The sequence below is a fragment of the Paenibacillus agricola genome, from assembly GCF_011440305.1.
GTDB classification, from domain to species: Bacteria; Bacillota; Bacilli; order Paenibacillales; family NBRC-103111; genus Paenibacillus_S; species Paenibacillus_S agricola.
Genome location: NZ_JAAOIW010000031.1, coordinates 15,090 through 37,827 on the forward strand (window position 1 = coordinate 15,090; position 22,738 = coordinate 37,827).

A 22,738-nucleotide genomic window follows, 5' to 3' on the forward strand; every position below is an offset into this window, starting at 1 on the left:
CAGCGCTATATATTTCAAGGCAGGTCTTCCTCCCTCGATTAAGGGAGAAGGGTTACGTCACAGCGTGAGAGCATATACGACAACAAAAATTGGAGGAGCAGCTTGTACTTTTTTATGGTAAAGGGCTTTTAGATTTGTTGGAAAGCAATCCTTCAGTTACCGATTATTCATGGTTGGCACTTTCTACGAGAACGCCACGTTGGGCGATTCATCCTTTGCGACAATTGCTTCTCATTGGGTTTTTGTATGGCTCATTTCGTGCATTTCATGAGCGGTCGAATGATGAAGGGTCCCCTTTCGGGAATGGGCCATGGCCTTGTCTGAATAAAGCTGCCGATCATTATAAAGATTTTATAATTACGCAATGTATTATCACTCGTTGCTCTGATTCTGGGCGACCTGTCGGAACCTTTATGTGTTCCTGCGGCTTCTCCTACTCTCGACGAGGGCCTGACCAGTCAGAGGACGACAAGTTTTATCGAGGACGAATCAAGTCTTTCGGTTCAGTATGGGTGGACAGGCTGCAACGATGCATTCAGGAAGGGATGTCTTACCGTTCTTCTGCTGGGATTCTTGGAGTAGATACGAATACCGTCATCAAGTATGCCAATGGTGCAGTGATGCATCGTGAAATAATATCTATTCAGAAGAAGACCAAGAAAGTTAGGGCCTCTCTCCGTTCAAGCGCAACAAAGAACAAAACAAATAATCGTGTTGATTGGGAAAAGCGCGATTTAGAGATAAGTTGGATGGCTGAAGAGGCATGTAAATCAATTCTGTCAGATATCAACTCCAAACCTATCCGAATTAGTATTGCAATGATTGGCAAACGTATCGGCAAGCTTAGTTGGCTAGAGAAACACCAACAAAGACTACCTATTACGTTACGCATTTTGTCTAACTATGTTGAATCCGTATCACAGTTTCAAATGCGAAGGGTACGTTGGGCTGCGGAGCGAATGGCAGGTGAGTGGCCATTGAAGCGATGGAAGCTAGAGAAGATGGCAGGACTAAGACCGGACTATTCACAAGCAGTATCAGACGAAATTGATCGGTGTATAGGTCAAAGCATAATTTCGTTCAATTTCACATCTTCAGAGGTGATAACTTCATGGCAGCATTGACTTTGAGGTCTTGGCCGTTTCCAGAGAACCACGAAGCGGAGTTAATATGGTTTGGATCGCCGTTTATGGATTATAAGGGGAACTGGCGGATTCGTGTGGCATTTAGAACAAAAGCTGCGGGAATTAAAATTGTATCCTACCCGTGGGGCACGATTCCTTATTTACGTATTGGTCAAATCTATTCAAATGGGACCTATGACCAAATCAGACCCATGAGTGGATCGGCATTTCACTTTTCAATTGAAGCATTGAACCAAGGGAACGTTACGAATGGCTTTAAACTACCTAAGCGTCTGATCGATTTTGATAAAAAACCGGAACTCGGGTTACAGAATATTATTCAGTACCGAGCTAATGATATTACATACTGTATTCCTGTAATTGAATTAATCCGAGTAATGTTTATTAATTCGAGGTACTTGGCCTATTATTTGTTCCAACCTCATGGTTTGGACCTGCTGATCGATAAAAGTGATACTCGAGGGAGAACACTCCATTTTGACTTGAGTCTCCGAGTTCCAGCAAGATTAGCAACGGATAGTAATGCTCGTCACTTATCATGGATTCATACAGATCAGAAGATTCGTAACATGTGGGATTCCGTATATCAGCTAATGTTCAGCAAAGCGATAAAGGATTCACCCTATAATCCTTCCGCTATTTTGAAGAAGGGTATTCCTCTAGACGTTACTCTCCCAGTATTAGGGCCTATCGAAATGCATGTTCGCGGTGTGCAATTTATGGATTACGTTTTGGTAAAGGAGATTCTGGCTATAGGTGGATTTAACCACCCGTCAGACGAAATTCTCTTCTGGCACCCTTCAAAGAAAAGACGTGAATGGAGTTCCGGGGATAAAACAGTTCGAATAATACCCGGATCCAAAAAAGACGACTTTGTTCTGAATGATCAAAGTAACAATGCCAAAGAGGATGCAAATCAGGATATATTAGAAACACCCCCTACCATTATGAAGTTTGCCAATTATCCTGTTGTGGAGACACGTCGGTTAAATGTAAGCCATTCGAATACAGGAAACGAAGTCATAGTCTCCTCGGGGCGTGGCGGAAAACATGCTGGGTCATCTGAAGAAGTGAGTACTCAGGATTCCATGGTTGGTGGCGACACTCCTCCTATCGATTTTCAAACCCTTGAGACGATACCAGCCTCTGAGGCAATTGGACTTGAGCCCTTTTTTAAGATGATAGAGATATTAAAGAAGACGTTTCCTGTAAGCATCAAAATGTCTGTATTAAGAGTTCCTGCTGGTAAACGTTTTTCTATTTGTGCAAACGGTGCACGTAGAACTTGTGCAATTGTTCAAATTACATATGGTACGGCAACAACTTTCATTGTCGAAGTTGCAAGACCGGATGACTGGTCGATATCAACACTCATCCTTCGACCAACGGATCAATCTTCATTTAGAGTCATCGAGCGGAATATTAAGCTGCTTCTCGAGGGGCTAGTTCAAAAGAGTGGTCACTGGGATCAGCATGTTCTAAATCGATGCAACGATATGAATAATATTGAAAAGGTTAAGCACTATCAGAGTGATACTATAAGGGATTGGGCGTATCGACTTGCAGGGAAATTATCAACTTAGGGAACCGAAAATAATCGGTTCTTTTTTTAGTATTGCAATACTTAATTTATTTGTGGTATTATTTAGGTGTAAGTTCTTAGTGCTAGAGGGTGATGAATTGATTGAATCGTTCTGGAATATCTGCTTACTTCATGATATTAGCTCCCGGGATCAATTGCTGCGTGAAGCTGTAAGGGTTATTCAAACTAGAAGGATGTTGGAACAACAGGAAGCAGCTAACTTGACTCTTCTAGAGCCAGAAGTATTATTCCGATGGATGAAGGATCATGCAGGCGAGAGAGAATTAGGACATTTTCCAGGTGATCGGGATTTATTTTATAAACTGTATCAAGCAGGTAAGGATATCGATTTGTTGGAATATGCCCTTCAGACATTACAGCAAGATCGTATTACGGGAGGGATCATCGTCCATTCCGGCATTATGGATAGGTTTATAACTATGTGTAATCGGCATGGTTATCGATCGTTTCTCATCACGGAGACTGAGAAATATATTCGAGGGCTAGTGGATACGCAGTGTTTCAAGCAACCCTTCAGGATAACGCTGCTGACAGAAAACTATATTATCGCAAAACTTCTTAAGATCTACTTCGAACCTTATCACAACGTCAGTGTCATTCAAGGGTCTATTTATCATCCGTTGCCGCTAACAGAGAAATTTGAGGCAATACTAGCCATTCCGAATTTCGGAATAAAAATGGACGAAGATGACGATGTGATTATTCGGGACTCGGAGGGCGTGGCGGTTAATCATCTTATTCCTCTCATGGAGGATGGCGGTAAGATGAGTGTAACTTTTCCCGCACGGATGATGTTTCAATCTGGGAGTATCGCGACTTGGCGTAAGCAAACGAACGAATTGGTCCCAGTCTGTACGATTAATTTGCTTCCAGACGGATTGTTTCGTCCCTACACTTCCATCAAGACCTATCAAGTCGAATTTGGTAAGTCACCATCAGAAGAAGTGCATCTCGGACGATTACAGCTTCAGAAGATGACGTTAATCACTGAACGTGAAACTACAATCCATCCTGAACAGTTTGGTCTGCTCGACAATTGGCGAATTGACATGCTATTGGACGAAGATCAAGACTCACTACAGGCTTTCCAGCAAGCCACGGTTCCCAAGGTGAGACTGCGGGATGTTGCGGATATTTTTCGGGGTAAATCTATTTTGAAGCAAGATTTAAAGGCAGGAACGATTAGGGTGCTTAACATCTCTAATCTGGAAGATGGGGAAGTGATTCTTGATCAGTTAGAAACGATTGATGAGGAAGAACGGAAGGTAAAACGCTACGAGATTCTCCCGGATGATCTGGTGATGACCTGCCGCGGAACGGTAAACAAACTGGCAGTATTTCCGAAGTCTGAAGGGGTGGTTATCGCCTCTGCGAATATTATTGTTATTCGTTTCAAATCAACAATCCTAAGTCAATATGCGAAGATATTTTTGGAAAGTCCTGTTGGATCTACTCTTATTCAGAGCTTTCAGCGTGGGACAACCGTCATGAATTTGAATCCTGCGGATGTTGCGGAAATTGAAGTTCCTCTGCTTGCAAAGGAGGAACAGCTAGATCGAATTAACCGATATGCCCAAGAGAAAGAACGATACAAAACGATAGTACGAGATGCAACAGCCCGGTGGGAGCAAGTGAAGAATAATCTTTACACTGAACTATACTGAGGAGGACCACAAGAAATGGCAACAGCTAACATAGGGTTTGAAGAGAAATTATGGAGCATGGCTGACAAGTTGCGCGGCAGTATGGATTCGGCGGAATATAAGCATGTGGCACTTGGCTTGCTATTCCTTAAATATGTATCGGATGCATTTGAAGAGAAATTTGAGACTCTTAAAAATGAACCCTATGCAGATCCCGAAGACCGGGACGAATACATCGCGGCAAATATCTTCTGGGTACCGAAGGATGCGCGCTGGAAAAACATCAAAAGTAATGCCAAAAAACCGGAAATCGGGCAAATTATCGATCAAGCTATGGTCGACATAGAGAAGGAAAACCCATCACTCAAAGGTGTTTTGCCTAAGGATTACGCGAGACCATCACTCGATAAAACCCGGCTCGGTGAAGTCATTGACTTGTTCTCGTTCAAAGTCGGCGATGAAGAGAGTCGTTCCAAAGACGTGCTCGGTCGAGTATACGAATACTTCCTAAGCAAGTTCGCAAGCGCGGAGGGTAAGAATGGTGGCGAGTTTTACACCCCAAACAGCGTAGTCCAGCTATTGGTAGCCATGATTGAGCCGTTCAAAGGTCGTGTTTATGACCCCTGCTGTGGTTCAGGCGGGATGTTCGTACAAAGCGAGAAATTTGTAGAGGAACATCAGGGTAGGCTGGGCGATATCGCGGTATATGGTCAGGAGTCGAACCCGACCACTTGGAAGCTGTGCAAGATGAACTTGGCAATTCGTGGGCTCGACAGCAACTTGGGTGAGCATCATGCGGATACATTTCATAACGACTTACACAAAAGCTTGAAGGCGGATTACATACTAGCGAATCCCCCATTTAATATTAGTGATTGGGGTGGTGGTAGACTAATAGAGGACGCTCGTTGGGCGTATGGAACTCCGCCTACTGGGAATGCCAACTACGCTTGGATTCAGCACATGGTGAACAAACTTGCTCCAAGTGGTGTGGCTGGCTTCGTATTGGCAAATGGATCGATGTCCACGAGCACAACAGCAGAGTACGAGATTCGCAGTAAACTAGTCAATGCCGATTTGGTTGATTGCATCGTCACTTTGCCGGGGCAGTTGTTCTATTCGACGCAAATTCCTGTTTGTCTCTGGTTTATGACCAAGAATAAAACCTCAAAAGGATTGCGCGATCGTCGCGGCGAAATATTGTTTATCGATGCTCGTAAAATCGGTCAAATGGTTGATAGGACTCACAAAGAGTTAGGCTCAGATGATATCAAAAAAATCACAGATACTTACCATGCTTGGCGTGGGCAAGATGAAGCGGGAGTTTATGAGGATGTTAAAGGTTTCTGCAAAGTGGCGAAACTTGCAGAAGTCCAAGAACACGAATATATTTTAACACCTGGTCGGTATGTTGGAATTGAAGATGTCGAGGAAGATAGCGAACCGTTTGAGGATAAAATGGTTCGGCTGACGACAGAATTAGCAGAGCAATTTTCAAAATCCCGACATTTGGAAGGCGAGATTCGCAAGCGGCTTGGGGGGATTGGGTTTGATTTTTAGCAACGAGCTATTAAGTTCAATAAGTGAGGTAGGCATCGAAATGCTACCACAGGGTTGGAGAACGACGACTGTTCAGGCGATAAGTTCGCAAATGGGTGATGCACCATTTGGAACTAATTTGAAATCAAAAGATTACACAGATAGTGGAGTGCCTGTTGTTCAAGGGAGAAATATACAAAACAATAGATTCGAATGGAATAATACTTTATATGTATCATCTGAGAAAAAAGATGAGCTGAAGAAACATTTGTGCAGAATGGGTGATTTGGTTTTCCCAAAAGTGGGCACGATTGGGGGCTGTGCAATATTACCCAAGATCGAGGGTAAAGATGAGTTTGTTTTATCCACAAATATGATGAAAATAAATGTTGATGAGGAATTATATTCTTTAAAGTATATTTATTATTATTTTTCAAATCCAATAATACAGAACACCATCAAGCAACACTCTACCTCTTCGGTTCAGCCAGTATTTAACTTTACGAGTTTGAAAAAGTTCCCAGTTATTGTTCCTAGTCTGAAGGAACAGAAAGTAATTAGTTCGATTTTATCCTCATTGGATGACAAAATCGAACTCAATATTAATATTAACAAAAACCTTAAAGAAATGGCTCAAGCCCTTTTTAAAAGATGGTTTGTGGATTTTGAGTTTCCGAATGAAAATGGAGAACAGTATAAGTCCAATGGTGGTGAGTTTGAGGAAAGTGAATTGGGGTTGATCCCTAATGATTGGAAGATTGGAACAGTAACGGACATATTCGACGTTCAAAGCGGGGGAACTCCTAAAACGGGTAACTCTGAGTATTGGAATGGTAAAATTCCATTTTTCACTCCAAAAGATAGTACCAATTCTTTCTATGTGATTGATACAGAGAAGAACATTACCGAAGAAGGTTTGTCAAAATGTAACAGTAAGTTATATAAAAATGGTACGGTATTTATTACCGCAAGGGGTACAGTAGGTAAACTTTCAATTGCAGGCAGAGATATGGCAATGAATCAATCCTGCTATGCATTAATTTCAAAAAATGGATTTACTCAGAAATATATTTTCCTCCAAACTCAACAATTAATTAATACAATCAGAAAAAGTGCTACTGGAGCAGTATTTGATGCAATAACAGTGTCTACATTTCAAAATTTGAAAACGATAATACCCAATATTGATTTAGTGAAGCAATTCGAAGATATAGTTGAGGGTATATTCTTATCAATATTAAACAATACAAATGAAAATCAAACTTTATCAAATATCCGAGATACGTTTCTTCCCAAACTCATGTCAGGTGAAATTCGAATACCTGTGGAGAGAGAATATACACAGGCTGGTGAACTGCCAATGGTTGCAGAAAGAAATGAGAAATACAATACCAATAACTAAGCAAGAGGGAGGTGCATCGATGGTCCAGTACACCACATCCTACACAGAGAGCGACTTGGAGCAGGCCGCGCTAGAATGGTTTGAAGAACTGAATTATAACAAAGCTTATGGTCCAGAAATCTCGCCAGAGGGTGAATATCCGGAAAGGTCGCATTATCAGGATGTTATTCTGAAAGACCGGCTTCGCGAGGCTCTGATACGTATCAACAAGCAACTGCCGCGGGAAGCGATCGAGGAAGCGATCCGTATTATTGAAACGCCTCGCAGCCCGAGCTTGATGATCAATAATAAAGCCTTTCAGAAAATGATTACCGATGGAATTGACGTACAGTATCGGGCGACTAACGGAGACTATCCTACAGAAAAGGTTTGGCTGTTCGATACTGATCCTGACCGAGTAGACAATAACGACTTTTTGGTCGTCAATCAATTTACGGTCATCGAGAATCAAAAGGATAAACGACCGGATGTGGTAGTTTTTGTTAATGGTCTTCCGATTGCGGTTTTGGAGCTAAAAAGTGCCTCCAACGAAGAAGTGGGAATTAGTGACGCATATAATCAGGTGCAAACATATAAAAAAGCGATCTCATCTCTTTTTACCTATAATTCATTCTTAGTTATCAGTGATGGTGTTAATGCTCGGGTAGGAACCTTGACGGCGGATGAAGAACGGTTCATGATGTGGCGGACTATCGACGGTGAAGGTGTTGCCTCCTCATCTCTCCCCCAGCTCGAAGTGTTGATCAAGGGAATGTTCGACAAGAGCAGGTTTTTGGATATTATCAAGCATTTTGTGTTGTTTCAGACGGATGGAGAACATCTTTTCAAAATATTAGCGGGGTATCATCAGTACCATGCCACCAACAAAGCGATAGGCTGTACGGAGAGAGCGACGATGGAGGAAGGAGATCGGAAAATAGGTGTCATCTGGCACACGCAAGGCTCCGGTAAAAGTCTTTTAATGGTCTTCTATGCTGGAAAGCTGGTGCTGACGTTGGATAATCCGACTATTGTTGTTGTAACTGATCGCAATGATTTGGACGATCAATTATATTCTACGTTCAGCAAGTCGAAGGACTTGCTTCGTCAAACCCCACAGCAAGCCGAAAATCGCACACATCTACAACAGTTATTGGCGGTGGAATCGGGTGGAATCATTTTCACAACGGTTCATAAATTTTCACCTGAAGATGTCGATTCAAATTATCCTATACTTACTGATCGCCGGAACGTTATCGTTATCGCAGACGAGGCTCATCGCAGTCAATACGGATTTCAGGCGGAGATGGTTATAGGGGAAGATGAGGCAAACATTAAGTACGGTTATGCCAAATACATGCGCGATGCTTTGCCGAACGCCTCCTACATTGGCTATACAGGAACACCGGTTGAATTGACCGATAAGAATACGCCTGCAGTCTTCGGTGATTATATCGATGTGTATGACATGACCCGAGCCGTAGAAGATGGAACAACCGTTAAAATTTACTATGAAAGCCGAATTGCGCGGTTAGAGTTATCTGATACAGAACGACCCATTATCGATAATGAATACGAAGAAATTACGGAGTATCAAGAGTATACGCAGCAAGAAAAGCTGAAGTCCAGATGGGCGCGTTTGGAAGCGTTGGCTGGTTCGGAGAAACGGATCAAAGAAGTGGCAAAGGACATGGTCAATCATTATGAGCAACGTCAAGGTGCTATGTATGGTAAAGCAATGATCGTTGTTATGTCGCGTCGTATTGCAATCGATTTGTATAAAGAAATCATCACGATTCGACCGGATTGGCACAGTGATGACGACAATGAGGGAAAAATTAAAATTGTTATGACTGGAACTTCCAGCGACCCAGCGGAATGGCAACCTTTTATTGGGACAAAGCGGCGTAGGGAGCATCTGGCTAAACGGATGAAAGACGTAAATGATCCTCTTGAGATCGTAATTGTCCGTGACATGTGGTTGACGGGGTTTGACGTGCCAAGTATGAACACGATGTACATTGATAAGCCCATGAAGGGGCATAATCTCATGCAGGCAATTGCCCGAGTGAATCGGGTGTTCCGTGACAAGCCAGGCGGATTGATCGTGGACTATATTGGTATTGCGGATATGTTGAAAGCGGCACTCCAACGATACACGGAAAATGATCGCAAGACTGCAGGGATCGATACGGATCTAGCAGTCGACTTCATGTTGGAGAAGCTTCAGCTCATTCGGGAACTGTTGCATGGACACGACTTTACAAGATTTGCTTCAGAGAAAGCTTCTGAACGGATGAAGGCGATCGTTGAAACTGTGGACTATGTACTTGGACTCGGGGATCATGGGAAACGTAATTTTGTGAATTGGACAACGGAGTTGTCGAAAGCTTATGCTCTTTGCGCAACTACAGAGGCTGCAGAGCAAGTTAACTTGGAAATTAGCTTTTTTAAGGCTGTCAAGTCGGGAATTGTCAAAATCATCACGACGGAAAACAAGAAGAAAACGACGAATGAGTTGGATGCTGAGTTAAATCAATTGATCTCCAAGTCGATAATGTCAGACGAAGTCATTGATATTCTCGAAGCAGTCGGGTTGCAGAAGCCAAACATTGCGATTTTGTCGAATGAATTCCTGGAGCATGTAAGAGGGATGAAGCAGAAAAACCTTGCGGTAGAGTTGTTGAGAAGGCTGCTTCAAGGTAAGGTAAAGGCTGTTTCGAGAATCAGTATTATTCAGTCGAAGAAGTTCTCCGAGATGTTGGAGGAAGCTGTTCGTAAATACAACAACCGTACAATCGAGACCACACAGGTCATTGAAGAGTTGATCCAGATGGCCAAAGAGATGAACGCTGCCGTTAAGCGCGGCGAGGATCTTGGGCTTGTTAAAGAAGAAGTTGCCTTTTACGACGCACTTGCTTCTAACGAAACTGCAAAGGAATTAATGGGCGATCTGGTGTTAAAGCAAATTGCCCATGAGCTGACACAGGCCATTAAGAGCAATATAAAGGTGGACTGGACACTACGCGAGAATGTCAGGGCTCAAATGCGGATAACAGTTAAACGATTATTGAAGAAATATGGTTATCCGCCGGATCTTGAGAAGATGGCGATAGACCTTGTACTTCAACAAGCTGAATTGATGGCACAGGGCGAGACGGAAGAATTTCGATATTAAATGACATCACGACGTAGCATCTTAAAGAAGATATGCTACGTCTATTTTTTTATAAATCATTAGGAGTGTTGAAGTTGTCACAACAATTAATCAATGAAGTAAAGCAATTTAAAAAGAAGGCTGAACAAAATAGACAAATGCATTTTAGTATATCTAATAGTGCAAACCTTCTGAATAAGGCTCTACACGCTTTGGTTTTGATAGGTTCTTCGGCTACAGCAATTCTAACATTTGCGGAATACAGTACATTTATCCCGTGGGTTCCATTTCTTAAGGATGGAGAATATAAATTATTTATCGGATTAGTTGCTGGATGTGTATTCATAATTTCGATATTAGAAGAGTATTTTCGCTTAGGTGAGAAAGCTGTATCACACGAGACCATTGGAAAGCAATTAACTTCATTTATTCGTTCCGCTAGCGTAGTAGAAGCTCTCGAAGAGATATTAAAAGAGGACGTTGAAAAATTAAAGAATGAATATAGTACGATTCATGAAAATGCTCCAACCATTCCTGAAAAAATATTTATTAAAGAAAAACAACGTCTGATAATTAAGATAGAAATTAGCAAAAAACTAGAAACAACGCCCCACATGAGCACATTGTTCTATCGGTTGAAGATGAAAGCCAAACAATTCAGTGGCTCTGACGATAGTGTCAGTGGGGACAGATAAGGGATGAGCGATAGAAGTTATCCTGTATTGGTTTTATTGAGTGGAGGGCTGGATTCGTCGTGCTTAGTTCATTACCATCTCTTACAAGGAGATAAAGTCACGGCAATATATTTTGATTACGGACAACAAAATTCTGAACGAGAATTTCAATCTGCGAAAGCGATTAGCAAATATTACGATATTCAGCTTAGCAGAGAAACATTAGGTTTTAAAATAAATAATTACGAAGGTGAGTTCTACTGTCGTAATGCACTTTTTGTTTTGGCAGCATGTAGCTTTCTTGGAGAATCGACATCCCTTATCTCATTAGGGATTCATTCTGGGACGCCCTATTACGATTCAACTTCAGCTTTTGTAACAGATACTCAGACGTTGCTTAATGGTTACTTCGGGGGAGTAATAAGGGTAACCACTCCCTTCCTTGATTATACGAAAGTACAAATATTTGATTATGCTTTACAAGAGAAAATGCCTGTTCAGCTAACATACAGTTGTGAAATAGGAGAACAAGAGCCGTGTAATTTATGTAGATCGTGTATCGATAGGAGAATGCTAAATGAAAAATCACCAGGGAAAGATTAGGTGTATTAAGAAGTATGAAATCTTTACACCAGTTCTTATTCCATCGTTTTCAAGTAAAGGATTTCCTCAAATTCAGGAATTGCATAACTATCTAAAATTTAAACTTACTGCAGCATCCCTTGTGAGTACATATGATTTGCATTATGGATATTTAAATGGCGATGAAATTTATGAATCAGATATTCTCATTGTAGATAGTGGTGGTTATGAGAGAAATCAAGAACATGATATTTCAGATATTTATGGTAGTTTGTATTTTCCAAAGGAATGGAACGAGACCCTTTACGAACAACAGGTAAAAAAATTAAAACCAATAACTGATATTTTACTTGTTAATTTTGATTATGTGGAATGCTTTCCTTTGAAAGAGCAAATGGCTAGAGCAAAAGCAACTTTTGAAAAATTCCCGGAATTTGCAACAGATTTTTTATGTAAACCAATCTCAAGTGATGAAGCAATAATAAATGTGAATGACGTAATTCACAAATCAGCAGCGTTCTTTGTATTTGATGTATTAGGTTTCACAGAGAAAGAGCTGGGTCACTCTATTCTTGAGAGGGCTAATAGCGTCTATAGGATTAGAAAAGCACTGACTGTTGCTGGTTTAGAAACACCAATTCATATTTTCGGCTGTTTGGATCCTTTATCAGTTATTTTGTATTACCTCTGTGGAGCAGATATTTTTGACGGTTTATCATGGCTTAGATTTTCCGTTAAGAATGGTACACCCACTTATATGAATCATCATGCTATTAGTAGTGGTCTATGGGACAAATATGACACTGAAGTCAAAGTAATTGGTTATGCTGAGAATCTTGAGGAGTTATCTCAACTCAAAGACCGACTAGTAAAATTTACTGAATCTTCGGATTGGAGCTGCTTGGGGATAAAAAAAGAGGACTTCGAACAATTAAATCGAATTTTTGAAAGAATAGAAGGTTTGAGTGACAATGAGTAGAGGAGGATACAGTATGGGTAGTAGTGGTGGTGGTGGTTACAGTATCCCAAGCAAAACGCTTCGTGAGTTAGAAAAAGAACGCACCGATAGAATTGAAAAAGAGAAGTTTGAATCTGATGTTAATCAATACATCAAAGAATTGTTTACAGAAATCAACAGCAGAGATATTGAAGGAATTAATCGACACTTACAAACATTACACGATGCATTAAATAAGGATTTTGAAGGATTTGTTGATCTTAAATTTGGGGGTTCTGTTGTTAAGAGTACTTATTTAAATGGTTTAAGTGATGTTGATATGCTTGTACTAATAAATAATCATGGGTTGGCTAACGCAAAGCCTGATGAAGTGTTGAAATCTTTTAGGGATCAAGTTAAGAAGCGACTCCCAAATACAGAAGTTAAAACAGGAGCCTTGGCAGTTACAGTGAAATTTACATCAGGACATGAATTACAGCTGCTACCTAGCATAAAGACGGAAACAGGCTACAGAATCGCTCGCTCTGATGAGAATAGATGGAGCAATGTAATTAAACCACATAAGTTTGCTGAGAAGCTAACTGCTGTTAATCAAGCCAATGGGAACAAAGTAGTTCCTCTAATTAAGCTAATGAAAAAAATTAATTCTTGTTTACCCTCTCATAAACAACTTTCGGGATATCATATAGAGTCACTTGCAATTGATGCCTTTAAGCGAACTGCATCGGTTCCTAGGACGTACAAGGATATGGTGGGACACTTCTGTCGTCATGCCGAAAGAGCAGTTCTAAAACCAATTGCTGATAGTACAGGACAATCGGTACATGTAGATAATTACCTAGGGACAGCTAATAGTGTAGACAGGCAAAGAGCAAGCATTACATTTAAGCAAATTCTAAAAAAGGTTGAGGCTGCGAACAGTACAAATTCTTTGAGTTCTTGGAAGGAGATACTCGGGGACTAGTCTGAAGTTGACTCCACTACATTTTATTGATGTTGGAATGAAATGATCCAAAACTTTAAAGAGAAGCGGTGATTTTCTATGGGATGGGAAACTATCGATAGTTTTAATAAATCTGATGGTTATAAATTAGATAAATTATTGGAACATTTGCAATGTTCTACCCCTCATATTCCATGGAGAACAGTATGGGTAGATTATGAATCAGGTTCTGGAATAAACTTGCAAGTTCCAGTTATTGATGAGGATGAAGCACTGGAAATATACGAGTCCTTAGATATTGATTCTATAGTTGGGTTTATTTTAAAGGATGAAGATTATTACGTCATTAATATTGTAATGAATATAATACGTCAAATGTTAAAGCATCCAAAGATAACGGCAAAGCAAATATTGGGGTTGGGTAACGCATTATATGCAGTAGAAAGACTTCCACAAATAACAAAAGGAGCAAAATGCATCTTTAGTGTGAACTACGAAGCAGGTGATGATCAGTTTAGTGAAATAGTTTATTTTAGTTTTGAAATATCTGAAGAATCTTTCGGAGTATCACGCGGCGGTTCAACGTGTGATGCCGGAATAGGTAGTGACAGCTATTCACTACGTAGCTGGTTAGTTGAAGCTGGTGGTTATTCTGATACGTCAGCTGAATTGTATAATCTCGAAGATACAGTATTTGAATATCTAAATTTGGGTGCCGACATAGAAGTTGATGATGAATCCGACATCGCTTATGAAGGCTGACAATCGCTGAGGCTTAATGTAGGTAACAGGAAGCTCGGTTTTCCTATTGTTTTACGGAATATCGAAGCTTGATGTGTTGGAGGTAAAAGTCCTATGATTGAGTTAAATGAGGTCTTCGCTCTTGAGACTGATACAAGTAAATTTATGATAGAACAAATGATAATTCCACATTATCGGGATTTATTTTATTGTATTTACGACCAGTCTATCCCAGACGCAGTCTTGGCTTGGAAGGGACCAGATATATTAACTTACAACGGTTGGGTAGAGTATTGGGAATTCCCAATATTTTTGGTGTAAAAGATACAATTTTATAAAGCACTATAATCTTGCGGCAAAACAATCAAAGTTTTTCGAAAACAACAACTTAATTCGCTCGATGCTTGGAGATGAACGTGTTGGGAAATTCCCATTTGCAGTCAGAGAATATAACCAAAAGGGCTATTCAGTCGCGAAAAAGCTCGATATGTGGTGTTTAATAACAATGAAGTGTTTTTTGTAGATGTGAAAAGAGGAAGTTATTTTATATAGCCCAATAAACTAAGGTTTATGTAATTGGCACAAGAAATCTTGGGAGTGCAGAGTAGGGTGACAGAAATGAGGTCGCTTTTTTTAAAAGAACTTTTAACGTCTTCTTGTTGAAAAATGGTTTAACTTTTCAATTAGACTGTTGAAAGATAGGAGTCAAAAATGAATTGATTGACTCATGTGACATAGGGGGTTAGAAATTGCTAGTTGGCAACTATAACGAGTATTCTATACCAAACAATAATTTTTTGTATAAAAATGATAACCAAGTTTCAATATTAAGAAGTAAAAAAAGCTTAATGAAAATAAAGCAGGAGCTAAAACAATTATATGGACGAAAGAAAATCGAGCACCAACCTATTTTTTATAAGGGGATTAAGACTTGCTTACTAGCATATATACATAACCCTTTTGGTAACCCTTCTAGTATTCATTATTTCTTACGGCATTTGGATACTCATGGGCTATCTAGAGAGGAATATGATCCTTATACGTTAGATGAATTAAATGAGATATTCAATACAAATACTTGCCTAATTCATATTTTCGACTTCGGATTAATATCACATGACAGGGACTGGGAAGAGTTCGAGGCTTACTACATGAATGAATTAGTAAGCTGCTCCATTGAGCTATAGACTTACATACTTTACCTACATAGAACGTATGATCGGAAACTAGATAAGTCAGTAAGTTAAGTTTAGTCTAATACTTAATTTTTCAATTTTTGAACAGAATGTTTATTGCAGCTCAGTTCAGTCTAAAACTTATTTTTCAAAAGCTGACGATTTTTCAACTTAGAAACCGCGCCAAATCAACAACTCCAGTCTAATACTTTATTTTCATCTAACAACACAAGCTTGTAGCGTTTTTGCAGGATGGGCGTTTAGAGCTGGATAACAACCGCAGCGAACGCTCCATTAAGCCTTTTGTGATCGGAAGAAACCATGTGCTTAAGCACATAAACGAAAAAATTGGCTTTTTGCGAATACGCCGAGCGGAACCCAAGCCAGCGCAGCTATCTACAGTGTGATCGAGACCGCCAAGGAAAACGGGCTACATCCATTTCGGTACCTGATGTACTTGTTTGAGCAGTTGCCACAGATTCCTGATCTGCAAAAGCCTCGGGTATTGGAGCCGTTTATGCCGTGGTCACCACAACTTCCGGATTTTTGTCGCCTAAGTTAATCTATGTTCATCATACGCCCGTTCCCATCTGACTGAAACAGATCATTCAGTGAGATGATCAGTGGTGTTGTTATTGGAAAGGTCGAAAATTAATTGATCCGGCAAAAAAAGGTACTGGAAGATTCTGGCGTATCTCAACGTCTTCCGAGTAATAAACATTAATCATCACTGACTGATAATCAAATTCATTAGAGGTATTTAAAAATATGCCATTTACCATAGTTAGACAGGACATTACGAAAATAAAAGTCGATGCTATCGTCAATGCGGCGAATACGACGCTCCAGATGGGAGGCGGCGTCTGCGGAGCCATATTCAAAGCCGCGGGAGCATCCGAACTTCAAGTTGCTTGTGATAAACTCACTCCGATTCAGACTGGTGAAGCTGTTATTACTCCAGGGTTTCGGCTTCTGGCGAAGTATGTTATCCATACGGCGGGACCCGTCTACAGTGATGGTAAGCACTGCGAAGAGGGACTACTCCGTTCTTGTTATACCAATTCCCTAAAACGCGCCGTGGAAAACAGTTGTGAGAGCATTGCTTTCCCGCTGATATCAAGCGGTATCTATGGTTACCCGAAAGCGGAAGCTCTCCGTGTTGCTACCTCTGCAATTCAGGACTTCCTTGCCGACCACGATATTGAAGTATCGCTTGTGATGTTCGACAAGGCTGCAGTTGATGTGAGCATGAAACTACTCGGTGAGGTCAAGGCATTTATAGACGAAAACTACATAGACGACTATGTTGATACGCGCCGCCACAATCAGTTGTTACAGGTCGAAATGGACGCTTTACAGATTGCCGCGGTTGATGCTCCAAAATCTATAATCTTCGAAGAGATGAAGACCGGGCTTGAGGATTTGGTCGGTGATCTTGACGAGCCGTTCGCCCAGACACTTTTGCGACTGATTGACTCAAAGGGCATGACGGATGTTGAGGTTTATAAACGGGCGAACCTCGACCGTAAGCTGTTCTCAAAAATCCGAAACAACAAGGGTTATATGCCAAGCAAGCGTACCGCCATAGCCCTTGCTGTGGCCCTGGAGTTGTCGCTTGATGAAACGGACGACCTTTTGGAGCGAGCGGGGTATGCTCTCTCCAGAAGCCAGAAGTTTGACGTTATTATTCAATATTTTATTAAGAGCTGCAAATACGACATTTTCGAGATTAACGAAGTGCTGTTCAGCTATGACCAGCCACTATTAGGAGGGTGAAGAGTTGTTTGAACATCCTGAAATTGTATCAGTTGATGTGGTTCTTCAACTGAAAAACCTTCATTTGCCTAACTATCAGCGTCCCTATAAGTGGAGTGTCAAAAATGTGTCCGCTCTTCTGGATGACCTTGAATTTGCAATAGATCAGACTAACAAATATCCTGATTTCAAGTATCGCGTTGGGACAATTATTCTCCACAACGATGGAACCAACGGAGTGTTTAATATCGTTGATGGGCAACAGCGAATTATTACGCTGGCTCTTATTTGCAAGGCTTTGGATGCATCAGGTAATGTGTCAGTATTAGAGACAAAACTCTCTTCCAAAGTATCAGAAGAGAATATCAGACATAATTTCTTGGCAATTAGGACATATTTTGCAGAGAAAAACCCAACTGAAAAAAAGCGTTTTATTGAAGCGGTATCGAGTGTTTTAGAGTTTGTAGTTGTCGCCACGAAAAGTCTCCCCGAAGCATTCCAACTTTTTGACTCGCAGAATACGCGTGGCAGGGCCTTGGATCCTCATGACTTGTTAAAAGCGTTTCATTTGCGGGAAATGCGCGATCACCCAAATGAAATGAAACACACGGTAGAAAAATGGGAAGGAACAGACCAAAAAGAAATTCTTATTCTGTTTAAAAATTACCTGTTCCCCATTAAACATTGGATTGAAAAAGATAAAGGACATAGGTTCACATCCGCCGATATTGACGAATTCAAAGGCGTTAGCTTCGATTTACAATACTACTATGCCATGCGAACGGTTAAGGCGATGCCGATATTTCAAATTGACCAGACCTTTGTATCAGGCAAAAACTTTTTTGAATACGTAGAGCATTACCTGAATTTGCTTTCGGATGTTAAGGCCGCTGTTTCAAAGGCTGAACTTGACCTGTTCCTGGATGGGGCAGGCGTTGGATTCTCTTATGCCAAACAACTGTTTTTTTGTGTCGTGCTGTACTACTGCGATAGATTCAGGAATTTTGACGACCGCGTTATCAAACGGTTGTACGCTTGGGCTTTTATGGTTCGCTTGCAAATGCAGAAGTTAGGCTTTGATACAGTGCGAAATTACGCAATTGGCGAAAAAGTGGGTGACAAAGAAACTATACCAATATTCTATTTGTTGCAAAAGTGTATGAAGGAGTCGGATGTATTAAGAATAATGATTCCTATGTTGTCTTCGGAAGACATAAGATATTCTCCCAGCAACGACGATAAAAACTTTCTTTTAAACGAAGTGCAGAAAATAATGGGTTTGCCGGGAGGTGTTGAATGATGGCGAACAACGTTCGCAACATCAAAATCATTTTCGCGGGAGGCAAGAATATTTTCAGCGAGAATAAGTACTTAATACCGCTTTATCAAAGGGCGTTCGCATGGGAAGTTAAAGAAATTGAGCAGTTGATTGATGATATACTAAACTTCGAAACGGACAACTACTATCTTGGTAACCTCATTGTGTTCGAGCGCAAAGACGGCAAGTTTGAGGTTATCGATGGTCAGCAGCGGTTGACGGCTCTATACCTTTTGCTGACCGCACTGGGTATTCAGTTCGAGGGAGATGCTGTCTCTTTCGAATACCGCCCAAAGTCCGATAATACACTGGCGAGGTTGACAAACATTGATGAGATCAGCTGGCGTCAAAATGCCGATAGCGGTATACTGTCAGGTTTTGATGTCGTATCAAAGAAGATTCTCGGTAACGTTGAGGGTTCGTCAAGAACTCTTAAAACTGACGAATTAAAGCGGAGATTGGAAAAGGTCCGCCTTTTGAGAGTAATCGTCCCGCAAAACACCGACCTGAACAAATATTTTGAAATAATGAACAATCGTGGAGAGCAACTGGAGCAGCAAGATATCGTAAAGTCCAGATTGATAGAGATGATTACCGATGGTAAGAAAAGGGATGCTTTTGCTCGAATATGGGACGCTTGCAGTGATATGGCGGGTTATGTGCAAATGCACTTTGACGTAGCCGAGAGAAGGTACTATTTTGGAGAAAACTGGGATTTATACCCCGACGATTCTGATGAGTATTATTTGGTTAGCGGCAAAACCGACAGCACGGCAATGCGTTCAATAAGCGAGATTGCCGATAGTGCAGACGTTACATCAACGAATACACCGCGCTTCGATAAATCAGATGAGGACAATATACGTTTTGAGAGCTTTTTAACATTTCGGCATTTTCTTTTGCACGTATTAAAGCTTTTTGAATTAGAGGAAAATGGAACTGAAGTGGTCACGAAAAAAGTGTGGAGTGGAGAACTGATTGACGACAAAAAACTCATTCAGCATTTCGAAGCAGTATTTCCTCGCAACCAGCACGTCGGCGAATCGGTTGAGCGTTTCGGGCTATGCTTGTTGAGATGTAGATTTTTGTTCGATAATTTTATGCTCAAAAGGGAGTTTAACGGCGATGATATGGAAGGAAGATGGAGTCTAAAAACACTCAAGGTTTCTTGGAGCAATAGCAAGAAATATGCTAAGAGGCAACCAAAAGCGTATTATGCGGATGTTAATGACTCCATCGCAAGTCGAATGTTACAATCCATGTTAAGAGTAACATATACATCCCCGCTGGTAATGCATTGGACTACAGAGTTTCTTGCGTGGCTTTATTTTGATATGGATGGTTATGACCCGAACGAACATTCTGAGAAGCTAGAATACATCGCAAAAGCGGCAGTGCGTGTATATATGAATGATCGCGAATTCTCCACAGGACTAATCACTCCGCACATTGTGTTCAATTACTTGGATTACTTGTTGTGGCAAAAATCGAAGCAGGATTTCCAATTTGAATTCCGAAATTCTGTGGAACATTGGTATCCGCAGCATCCCATCGACAGCAATGTCAAATGGGTCGAGCAAGACCTGAATCATTTCGGAAACCTCTGCCTGGTTTCAAGCGGATTAAACTCTAAGTTTTCAAATAATCTGCCACTTGCTAAAAAGGAGAATTTTCGCGATGGGATTGGTAGACAAAGCCTGAAACTAAGGAGGATGGCTGACTCAACCACCGAAGCCAACGCATGGACGGAAGAAGTGGCAATCGCTCATGGAGAAGAGATGTTAAACTTAATAAGGTCAGCACTTGACTTGGTTTGAATGTCGCTCCTCAAGCGACCTTATACCATTTTAGAAATGTTATCCTTAAGTCATAATAAAACTTGAGGAGGACATTTTAATGAAAAAGGGATTAACTGAGTTAGTCTTAATAATTGACAAAAGCGGTTCGATGGGAGGTTTGGAGAAAGACACCATCGGTGGTTATAACTCAATGCTTGCCAAACAACAGGCTGTCGAGGGAGAGTGCCATATTACTACCGTGTTATTTGATAACAACTATGAACTGCTCCACGACCGCATCGACATTAAGGCGGTCAGCACGATTACCGAAAAGGAATACTGTGTTGGGGGCTCGACCGCTCTCCTTGACGCAATCGGCAGGACGATACACAAAATCGGCAATGCACAGAAGCATACCTCCGACGATTACCGCGCTGAAAAGGTGATGTTCGTCATCATTACGGATGGTGAAGAAAACTCAAGCCGCGAATACTCAGCAGAAAAGATCAAGGCACAGATTGAACGTCAAAAGATAAAGTACGGGTGGGAGTTTATTTTCCTTGGAGCAAATATCGACGCAGTTGAAACCGCCGGGCGTTTTGGCATTTCTGCAGACCGCGTCCAGAACTACCACGCAGACAGTGAAGGCGTTGAACTGAATTTTCGTGTGATGAGCGAAGCGGTTGCAACATTCCGCGAATGCTCCGCAATGCCAGAAGGCTGGAACGAAGAAATCCAAAAGGATTATAAGAAACGCGGAGGGCGGAAGTGAATCTTAGACTTGTATCCGAGAACGGAGTAAAACTATTATAATACTGTGGTATGCATCAAATAGCCCCCACCTAGCGGTCAGATGGGAACAGGCGTAGGATGAACATAGATTAACTTAGGCGACAAAAATCAGGAAGTTGTGGTGACCACGGCATAAACGGCTCCAATACCCGAGGCTTTTGCAGATCAGGAATCTGTGGCAACTGCTCAAACAAGTACATCAGGTACCGAAATGGATGTAGCCCGTTTTCCTTGGCGGTCTCGATCACACTGTAGATAGCTGCGCTGGCTTGGGCTCCGCTCGGCGTATTCGCAAAAAACTTCTTATTCTCCAATACCCCGCGTGGGGCGAATGCTAGCGCCACCATCTACAGTATAATCGAAACAGCAAAAGAAAATGGGTTGAACCCTTTCAAAGGAGAACGAAACAATGAAAAAGTACATACTCGATCATGATGGTGTTCTGGTTGATACTGAATTCTGGTCTTACAAAGCGGGAGAACGCGCTCTGGCTGACATTGGATTTACCTTGGATAAAGATCAATACCTCCGCGACATGACCTAGTCATTGGGCACTTGGTCCCAAGCTCGGGCGGCAGGTATTGATGAAACAGACCTCAGCAAGTAGCGTGAGGAACGCAACGTCTATTATCAGGAATATCTAAGAACAGAAGCCATAGAAATTGAAGGCGTAGTTGAAACTCTAGCCGAACTGTCAAAGTACGTCCGCATGGCCATCGTGACGACTGCAAAACGTGCGAATTTTCAACTTATTCATGAAAAGCGCCAGATAAGACCATTCATGGAATTCGTCCTGGTTCGCGAAGACTACGAGCGCACCAAGCCGCACCCGGAACCCTACTTGACCGGCCTAAAGCGCTTCGGGGCTACCAAAGATCAAACAGAGGGTTGAACTCAGCCGTGGCGGCTGGTATCGACTGTGCTATTGTCCATAACGACTTCACAAAAACACATGACTTCTCACGGGCCAGCTATCGAATCCAGACTCTTATTGAACTAAAGGACATTATCCTGAATGTAACCTGAGAGAGCATTCGCCAGTGTGTCCCGTACTCACTTTAAAAGTGAAGAGCAGTGCGGGCGGCGCGGACTCACGTGATGCCCGTGGAACGTGGAGCTTGGCTGGGTACCACGGCATGTCCGGGTTGGATTAAAGTGTGAACGTCCCGACTTCTCGCAGGGACTGGTGCTCTAAAGGGGAACCTGCATGGGGAGGATAACTCCATACTACATTTAGGAGTATTTAAAAATGAGATGTTTAAAATTCGTTTGATGTTTCTAATTTTCTATATCTAGAAGTAGTTTAAAAGATAAACAAAAGTCTTAAGTTGGAGAACGTAATGCCATCTGTTTGCAAATACGGTGGTAACAATTGGGTTTTTCAAATACTAAGTTAATCAAGATTATCCTTAAATTCTATGAGGGTATTTTTTTTCTACGCCTGACCATTTAACTAACAAGGATTTCCATTAGCCTTCGTCGAAGTATTCTCTACCTACTTTGACGGAGGTTTTCGTAATGCCATTACCGAAAAATCGAATTGTTCCTGAAAGA

General features: G+C 41.4%; 19 protein-coding genes and 2 pseudogenes. 20 read left to right on the forward strand and 1 reads right to left on the reverse strand.

Features of this window, described 5'->3' with window-relative positions:
- Positions 1-74: 74 nt before the first annotated feature.
- The 18 genes and pseudogenes from G9U52_RS41520 to G9U52_RS37190 all read left to right on the forward strand — a co-directional run bounded on the left by G9U52_RS41520 (position 75) and on the right by G9U52_RS37190 (position 21,164).
- Complete coding sequence (locus G9U52_RS41520; protein ID WP_311764988.1) at positions 75-1,124, forward strand: TnsD family Tn7-like transposition protein; 1,050 nt, start codon at positions 75-77, stop codon at positions 1,122-1,124.
- Complete coding sequence (locus G9U52_RS37110) at positions 1,112-2,728, forward strand: Tn7-like element transposition protein TnsE (RefSeq protein ID WP_166157953.1); 1,617 nt, start codon at positions 1,112-1,114, stop codon at positions 2,726-2,728. The genes G9U52_RS41520 and G9U52_RS37110 overlap by 13 nt, the downstream gene beginning before the upstream one ends.
- Positions 2,729-2,807: 79 nt before the next feature.
- Positions 2,808-4,412: a restriction endonuclease subunit S gene (locus G9U52_RS40600; protein ID WP_311764987.1), complete on the forward strand. Its 1,605-nt coding sequence runs from the start codon at positions 2,808-2,810 to the stop codon at positions 4,410-4,412.
- Between the two features lie 15 nt (positions 4,413-4,427).
- The gene (locus tag G9U52_RS37120; RefSeq protein ID WP_166157956.1) at positions 4,428-5,951 is read left to right on the forward strand and encodes a class I SAM-dependent DNA methyltransferase; all 1,524 of its coding nucleotides are present in this window, start codon (positions 4,428-4,430) and stop codon (positions 5,949-5,951) included.
- Entirely contained in the window at positions 5,941-7,332 is a 1,392-nt protein-coding gene (locus G9U52_RS37125; RefSeq protein ID WP_166157959.1) for a restriction endonuclease subunit S, read from the forward strand. The genes G9U52_RS37120 and G9U52_RS37125 overlap by 11 nt, the downstream gene beginning before the upstream one ends.
- Before the next feature lie 19 nt (positions 7,333-7,351).
- Positions 7,352-10,489 (forward strand): type I restriction endonuclease subunit R, encoded by a 3,138-nt coding sequence (locus G9U52_RS37130; RefSeq protein WP_166157962.1) that lies wholly within the window; start codon positions 7,352-7,354, stop codon positions 10,487-10,489.
- A 74-nt stretch (positions 10,490-10,563) separates the two neighbouring features.
- A complete protein-coding gene (locus G9U52_RS37135; protein WP_166157966.1) occupies positions 10,564-11,163 on the forward strand; it encodes a hypothetical protein in 600 nt (199 codons plus the stop codon).
- A 3-nt stretch (positions 11,164-11,166) separates the two neighbouring features.
- On the forward strand, positions 11,167-11,745 hold the full coding sequence (locus G9U52_RS37140; RefSeq protein WP_166157969.1) for a 7-cyano-7-deazaguanine synthase: 579 nt from the start codon (positions 11,167-11,169) through the stop codon (positions 11,743-11,745).
- The gene (locus G9U52_RS37145; RefSeq protein ID WP_166157972.1) at positions 11,720-12,703 is read left to right on the forward strand and encodes a hypothetical protein; all 984 of its coding nucleotides are present in this window, start codon (positions 11,720-11,722) and stop codon (positions 12,701-12,703) included. The genes G9U52_RS37140 and G9U52_RS37145 overlap by 26 nt, the downstream gene beginning before the upstream one ends.
- Positions 12,704-12,716: 13 nt before the next feature.
- Positions 12,717-13,646 carry a CBASS oligonucleotide cyclase gene (locus G9U52_RS37150; protein ID WP_166157975.1) on the forward strand — a complete coding sequence of 310 codons (930 nt, stop codon included), beginning with the start codon at positions 12,717-12,719 and terminating at the stop codon, positions 13,644-13,646.
- A 78-nt stretch (positions 13,647-13,724) separates the two neighbouring features.
- Positions 13,725-14,387: a hypothetical protein gene (locus G9U52_RS37155; RefSeq protein WP_166157978.1), complete on the forward strand. Its 663-nt coding sequence runs from the start codon at positions 13,725-13,727 to the stop codon at positions 14,385-14,387.
- Positions 14,388-14,480: 93 nt separating this feature from the next.
- Entirely contained in the window at positions 14,481-14,687 is a 207-nt protein-coding gene (locus G9U52_RS37160) for a hypothetical protein (protein ID WP_166157981.1), read from the forward strand.
- A 428-nt stretch (positions 14,688-15,115) separates the two neighbouring features.
- On the forward strand, positions 15,116-15,553 hold the full coding sequence (locus G9U52_RS37165) for a hypothetical protein (protein WP_166157984.1): 438 nt from the start codon (positions 15,116-15,118) through the stop codon (positions 15,551-15,553).
- 218 nt (positions 15,554-15,771) lie between these two features.
- Positions 15,772-16,103 (forward strand): annotated as a pseudogene (locus tag G9U52_RS37170) (transposase domain-containing protein); the annotation flags it as partial.
- Positions 16,104-16,309: 206 nt separating this feature from the next.
- Positions 16,310-17,317, forward strand: a complete 1,008-nt coding sequence (locus G9U52_RS37175) for a macro domain-containing protein (protein ID WP_166157987.1) — start codon at positions 16,310-16,312, stop codon at positions 17,315-17,317.
- Between the two features lie 4 nt (positions 17,318-17,321).
- Positions 17,322-18,596, forward strand: coding sequence for a DUF262 domain-containing protein (locus tag G9U52_RS37180; protein WP_166157990.1), 1,275 nt, complete (start codon positions 17,322-17,324; stop codon positions 18,594-18,596).
- Positions 18,593-20,431 carry a DUF262 domain-containing protein gene (locus G9U52_RS37185; protein ID WP_166157993.1) on the forward strand — a complete coding sequence of 613 codons (1,839 nt, stop codon included), beginning with the start codon at positions 18,593-18,595 and terminating at the stop codon, positions 20,429-20,431. Before G9U52_RS37180 ends, G9U52_RS37185 begins: the two co-directional genes overlap by 4 nt.
- A 79-nt stretch (positions 20,432-20,510) precedes the next feature.
- Positions 20,511-21,164 (forward strand): vWA domain-containing protein, encoded by a 654-nt coding sequence (locus G9U52_RS37190; protein WP_166157996.1) that lies wholly within the window; start codon positions 20,511-20,513, stop codon positions 21,162-21,164.
- A 109-nt stretch (positions 21,165-21,273) separates the two neighbouring features.
- Here G9U52_RS37190 and G9U52_RS37195 read toward each other — a convergent pair.
- Positions 21,274-21,480, reverse strand: a pseudogene (locus G9U52_RS37195) (transposase domain-containing protein); the annotation flags it as partial.
- A 113-nt stretch (positions 21,481-21,593) separates the two neighbouring features.
- On the opposite strand from G9U52_RS37195, the gene G9U52_RS41190 reads away from it, so the two are divergent.
- Positions 21,594-21,728, forward strand: a complete 135-nt coding sequence (locus tag G9U52_RS41190; RefSeq protein WP_279538839.1) for a hypothetical protein — start codon at positions 21,594-21,596, stop codon at positions 21,726-21,728.
- Positions 21,729-21,845: 117 nt separating this feature from the next.
- Positions 21,846-22,076 (forward strand): HAD hydrolase-like protein, encoded by a 231-nt coding sequence (locus G9U52_RS40605; protein WP_311764989.1) that lies wholly within the window; start codon positions 21,846-21,848, stop codon positions 22,074-22,076.
- Positions 22,077-22,738: the final 662 nt, after the last annotated feature.

Excerpts from the sequence above, each read along its gene's own strand:
- G9U52_RS37110 (WP_166157953.1), top strand. The coding sequence starts at position 1,112 with ATGGCAGCATTGACTTTGAGGTCTTGGCCGTTTCCAGAGAACCACGAA.
- G9U52_RS37150 (WP_166157975.1), top strand. The coding sequence starts at position 12,717 with ATGGGTAGTAGTGGTGGTGGTGGTTACAGTATCCCAAGCAAAACGCTT.
- G9U52_RS37130 (WP_166157962.1), top strand. The coding sequence starts at position 7,352 with ATGGTCCAGTACACCACATCCTACACAGAGAGCGACTTGGAGCAGGCC.
- G9U52_RS37155 (WP_166157978.1), top strand. The coding sequence starts at position 13,725 with ATGGGATGGGAAACTATCGATAGTTTTAATAAATCTGATGGTTATAAA.
- G9U52_RS37140 (WP_166157969.1), top strand. The coding sequence starts at position 11,167 with ATGAGCGATAGAAGTTATCCTGTATTGGTTTTATTGAGTGGAGGGCTG.
- G9U52_RS37175 (WP_166157987.1), top strand. The coding sequence starts at position 16,310 with ATGCCATTTACCATAGTTAGACAGGACATTACGAAAATAAAAGTCGAT.
- G9U52_RS37160 (WP_166157981.1), top strand. The coding sequence starts at position 14,481 with ATGATTGAGTTAAATGAGGTCTTCGCTCTTGAGACTGATACAAGTAAA.
- G9U52_RS37145 (WP_166157972.1), top strand. The coding sequence starts at position 11,720 with ATGAAAAATCACCAGGGAAAGATTAGGTGTATTAAGAAGTATGAAATC.
- G9U52_RS37120 (WP_166157956.1), top strand. The coding sequence starts at position 4,428 with ATGGCAACAGCTAACATAGGGTTTGAAGAGAAATTATGGAGCATGGCT.
- G9U52_RS37190 (WP_166157996.1), top strand. The coding sequence starts at position 20,511 with ATGAAAAAGGGATTAACTGAGTTAGTCTTAATAATTGACAAAAGCGGT.
- G9U52_RS41190 (WP_279538839.1), top strand. The coding sequence starts at position 21,594 with ATGAAAAAGTACATACTCGATCATGATGGTGTTCTGGTTGATACTGAA.
- G9U52_RS37185 (WP_166157993.1), top strand. The coding sequence starts at position 18,593 with ATGATGGCGAACAACGTTCGCAACATCAAAATCATTTTCGCGGGAGGC.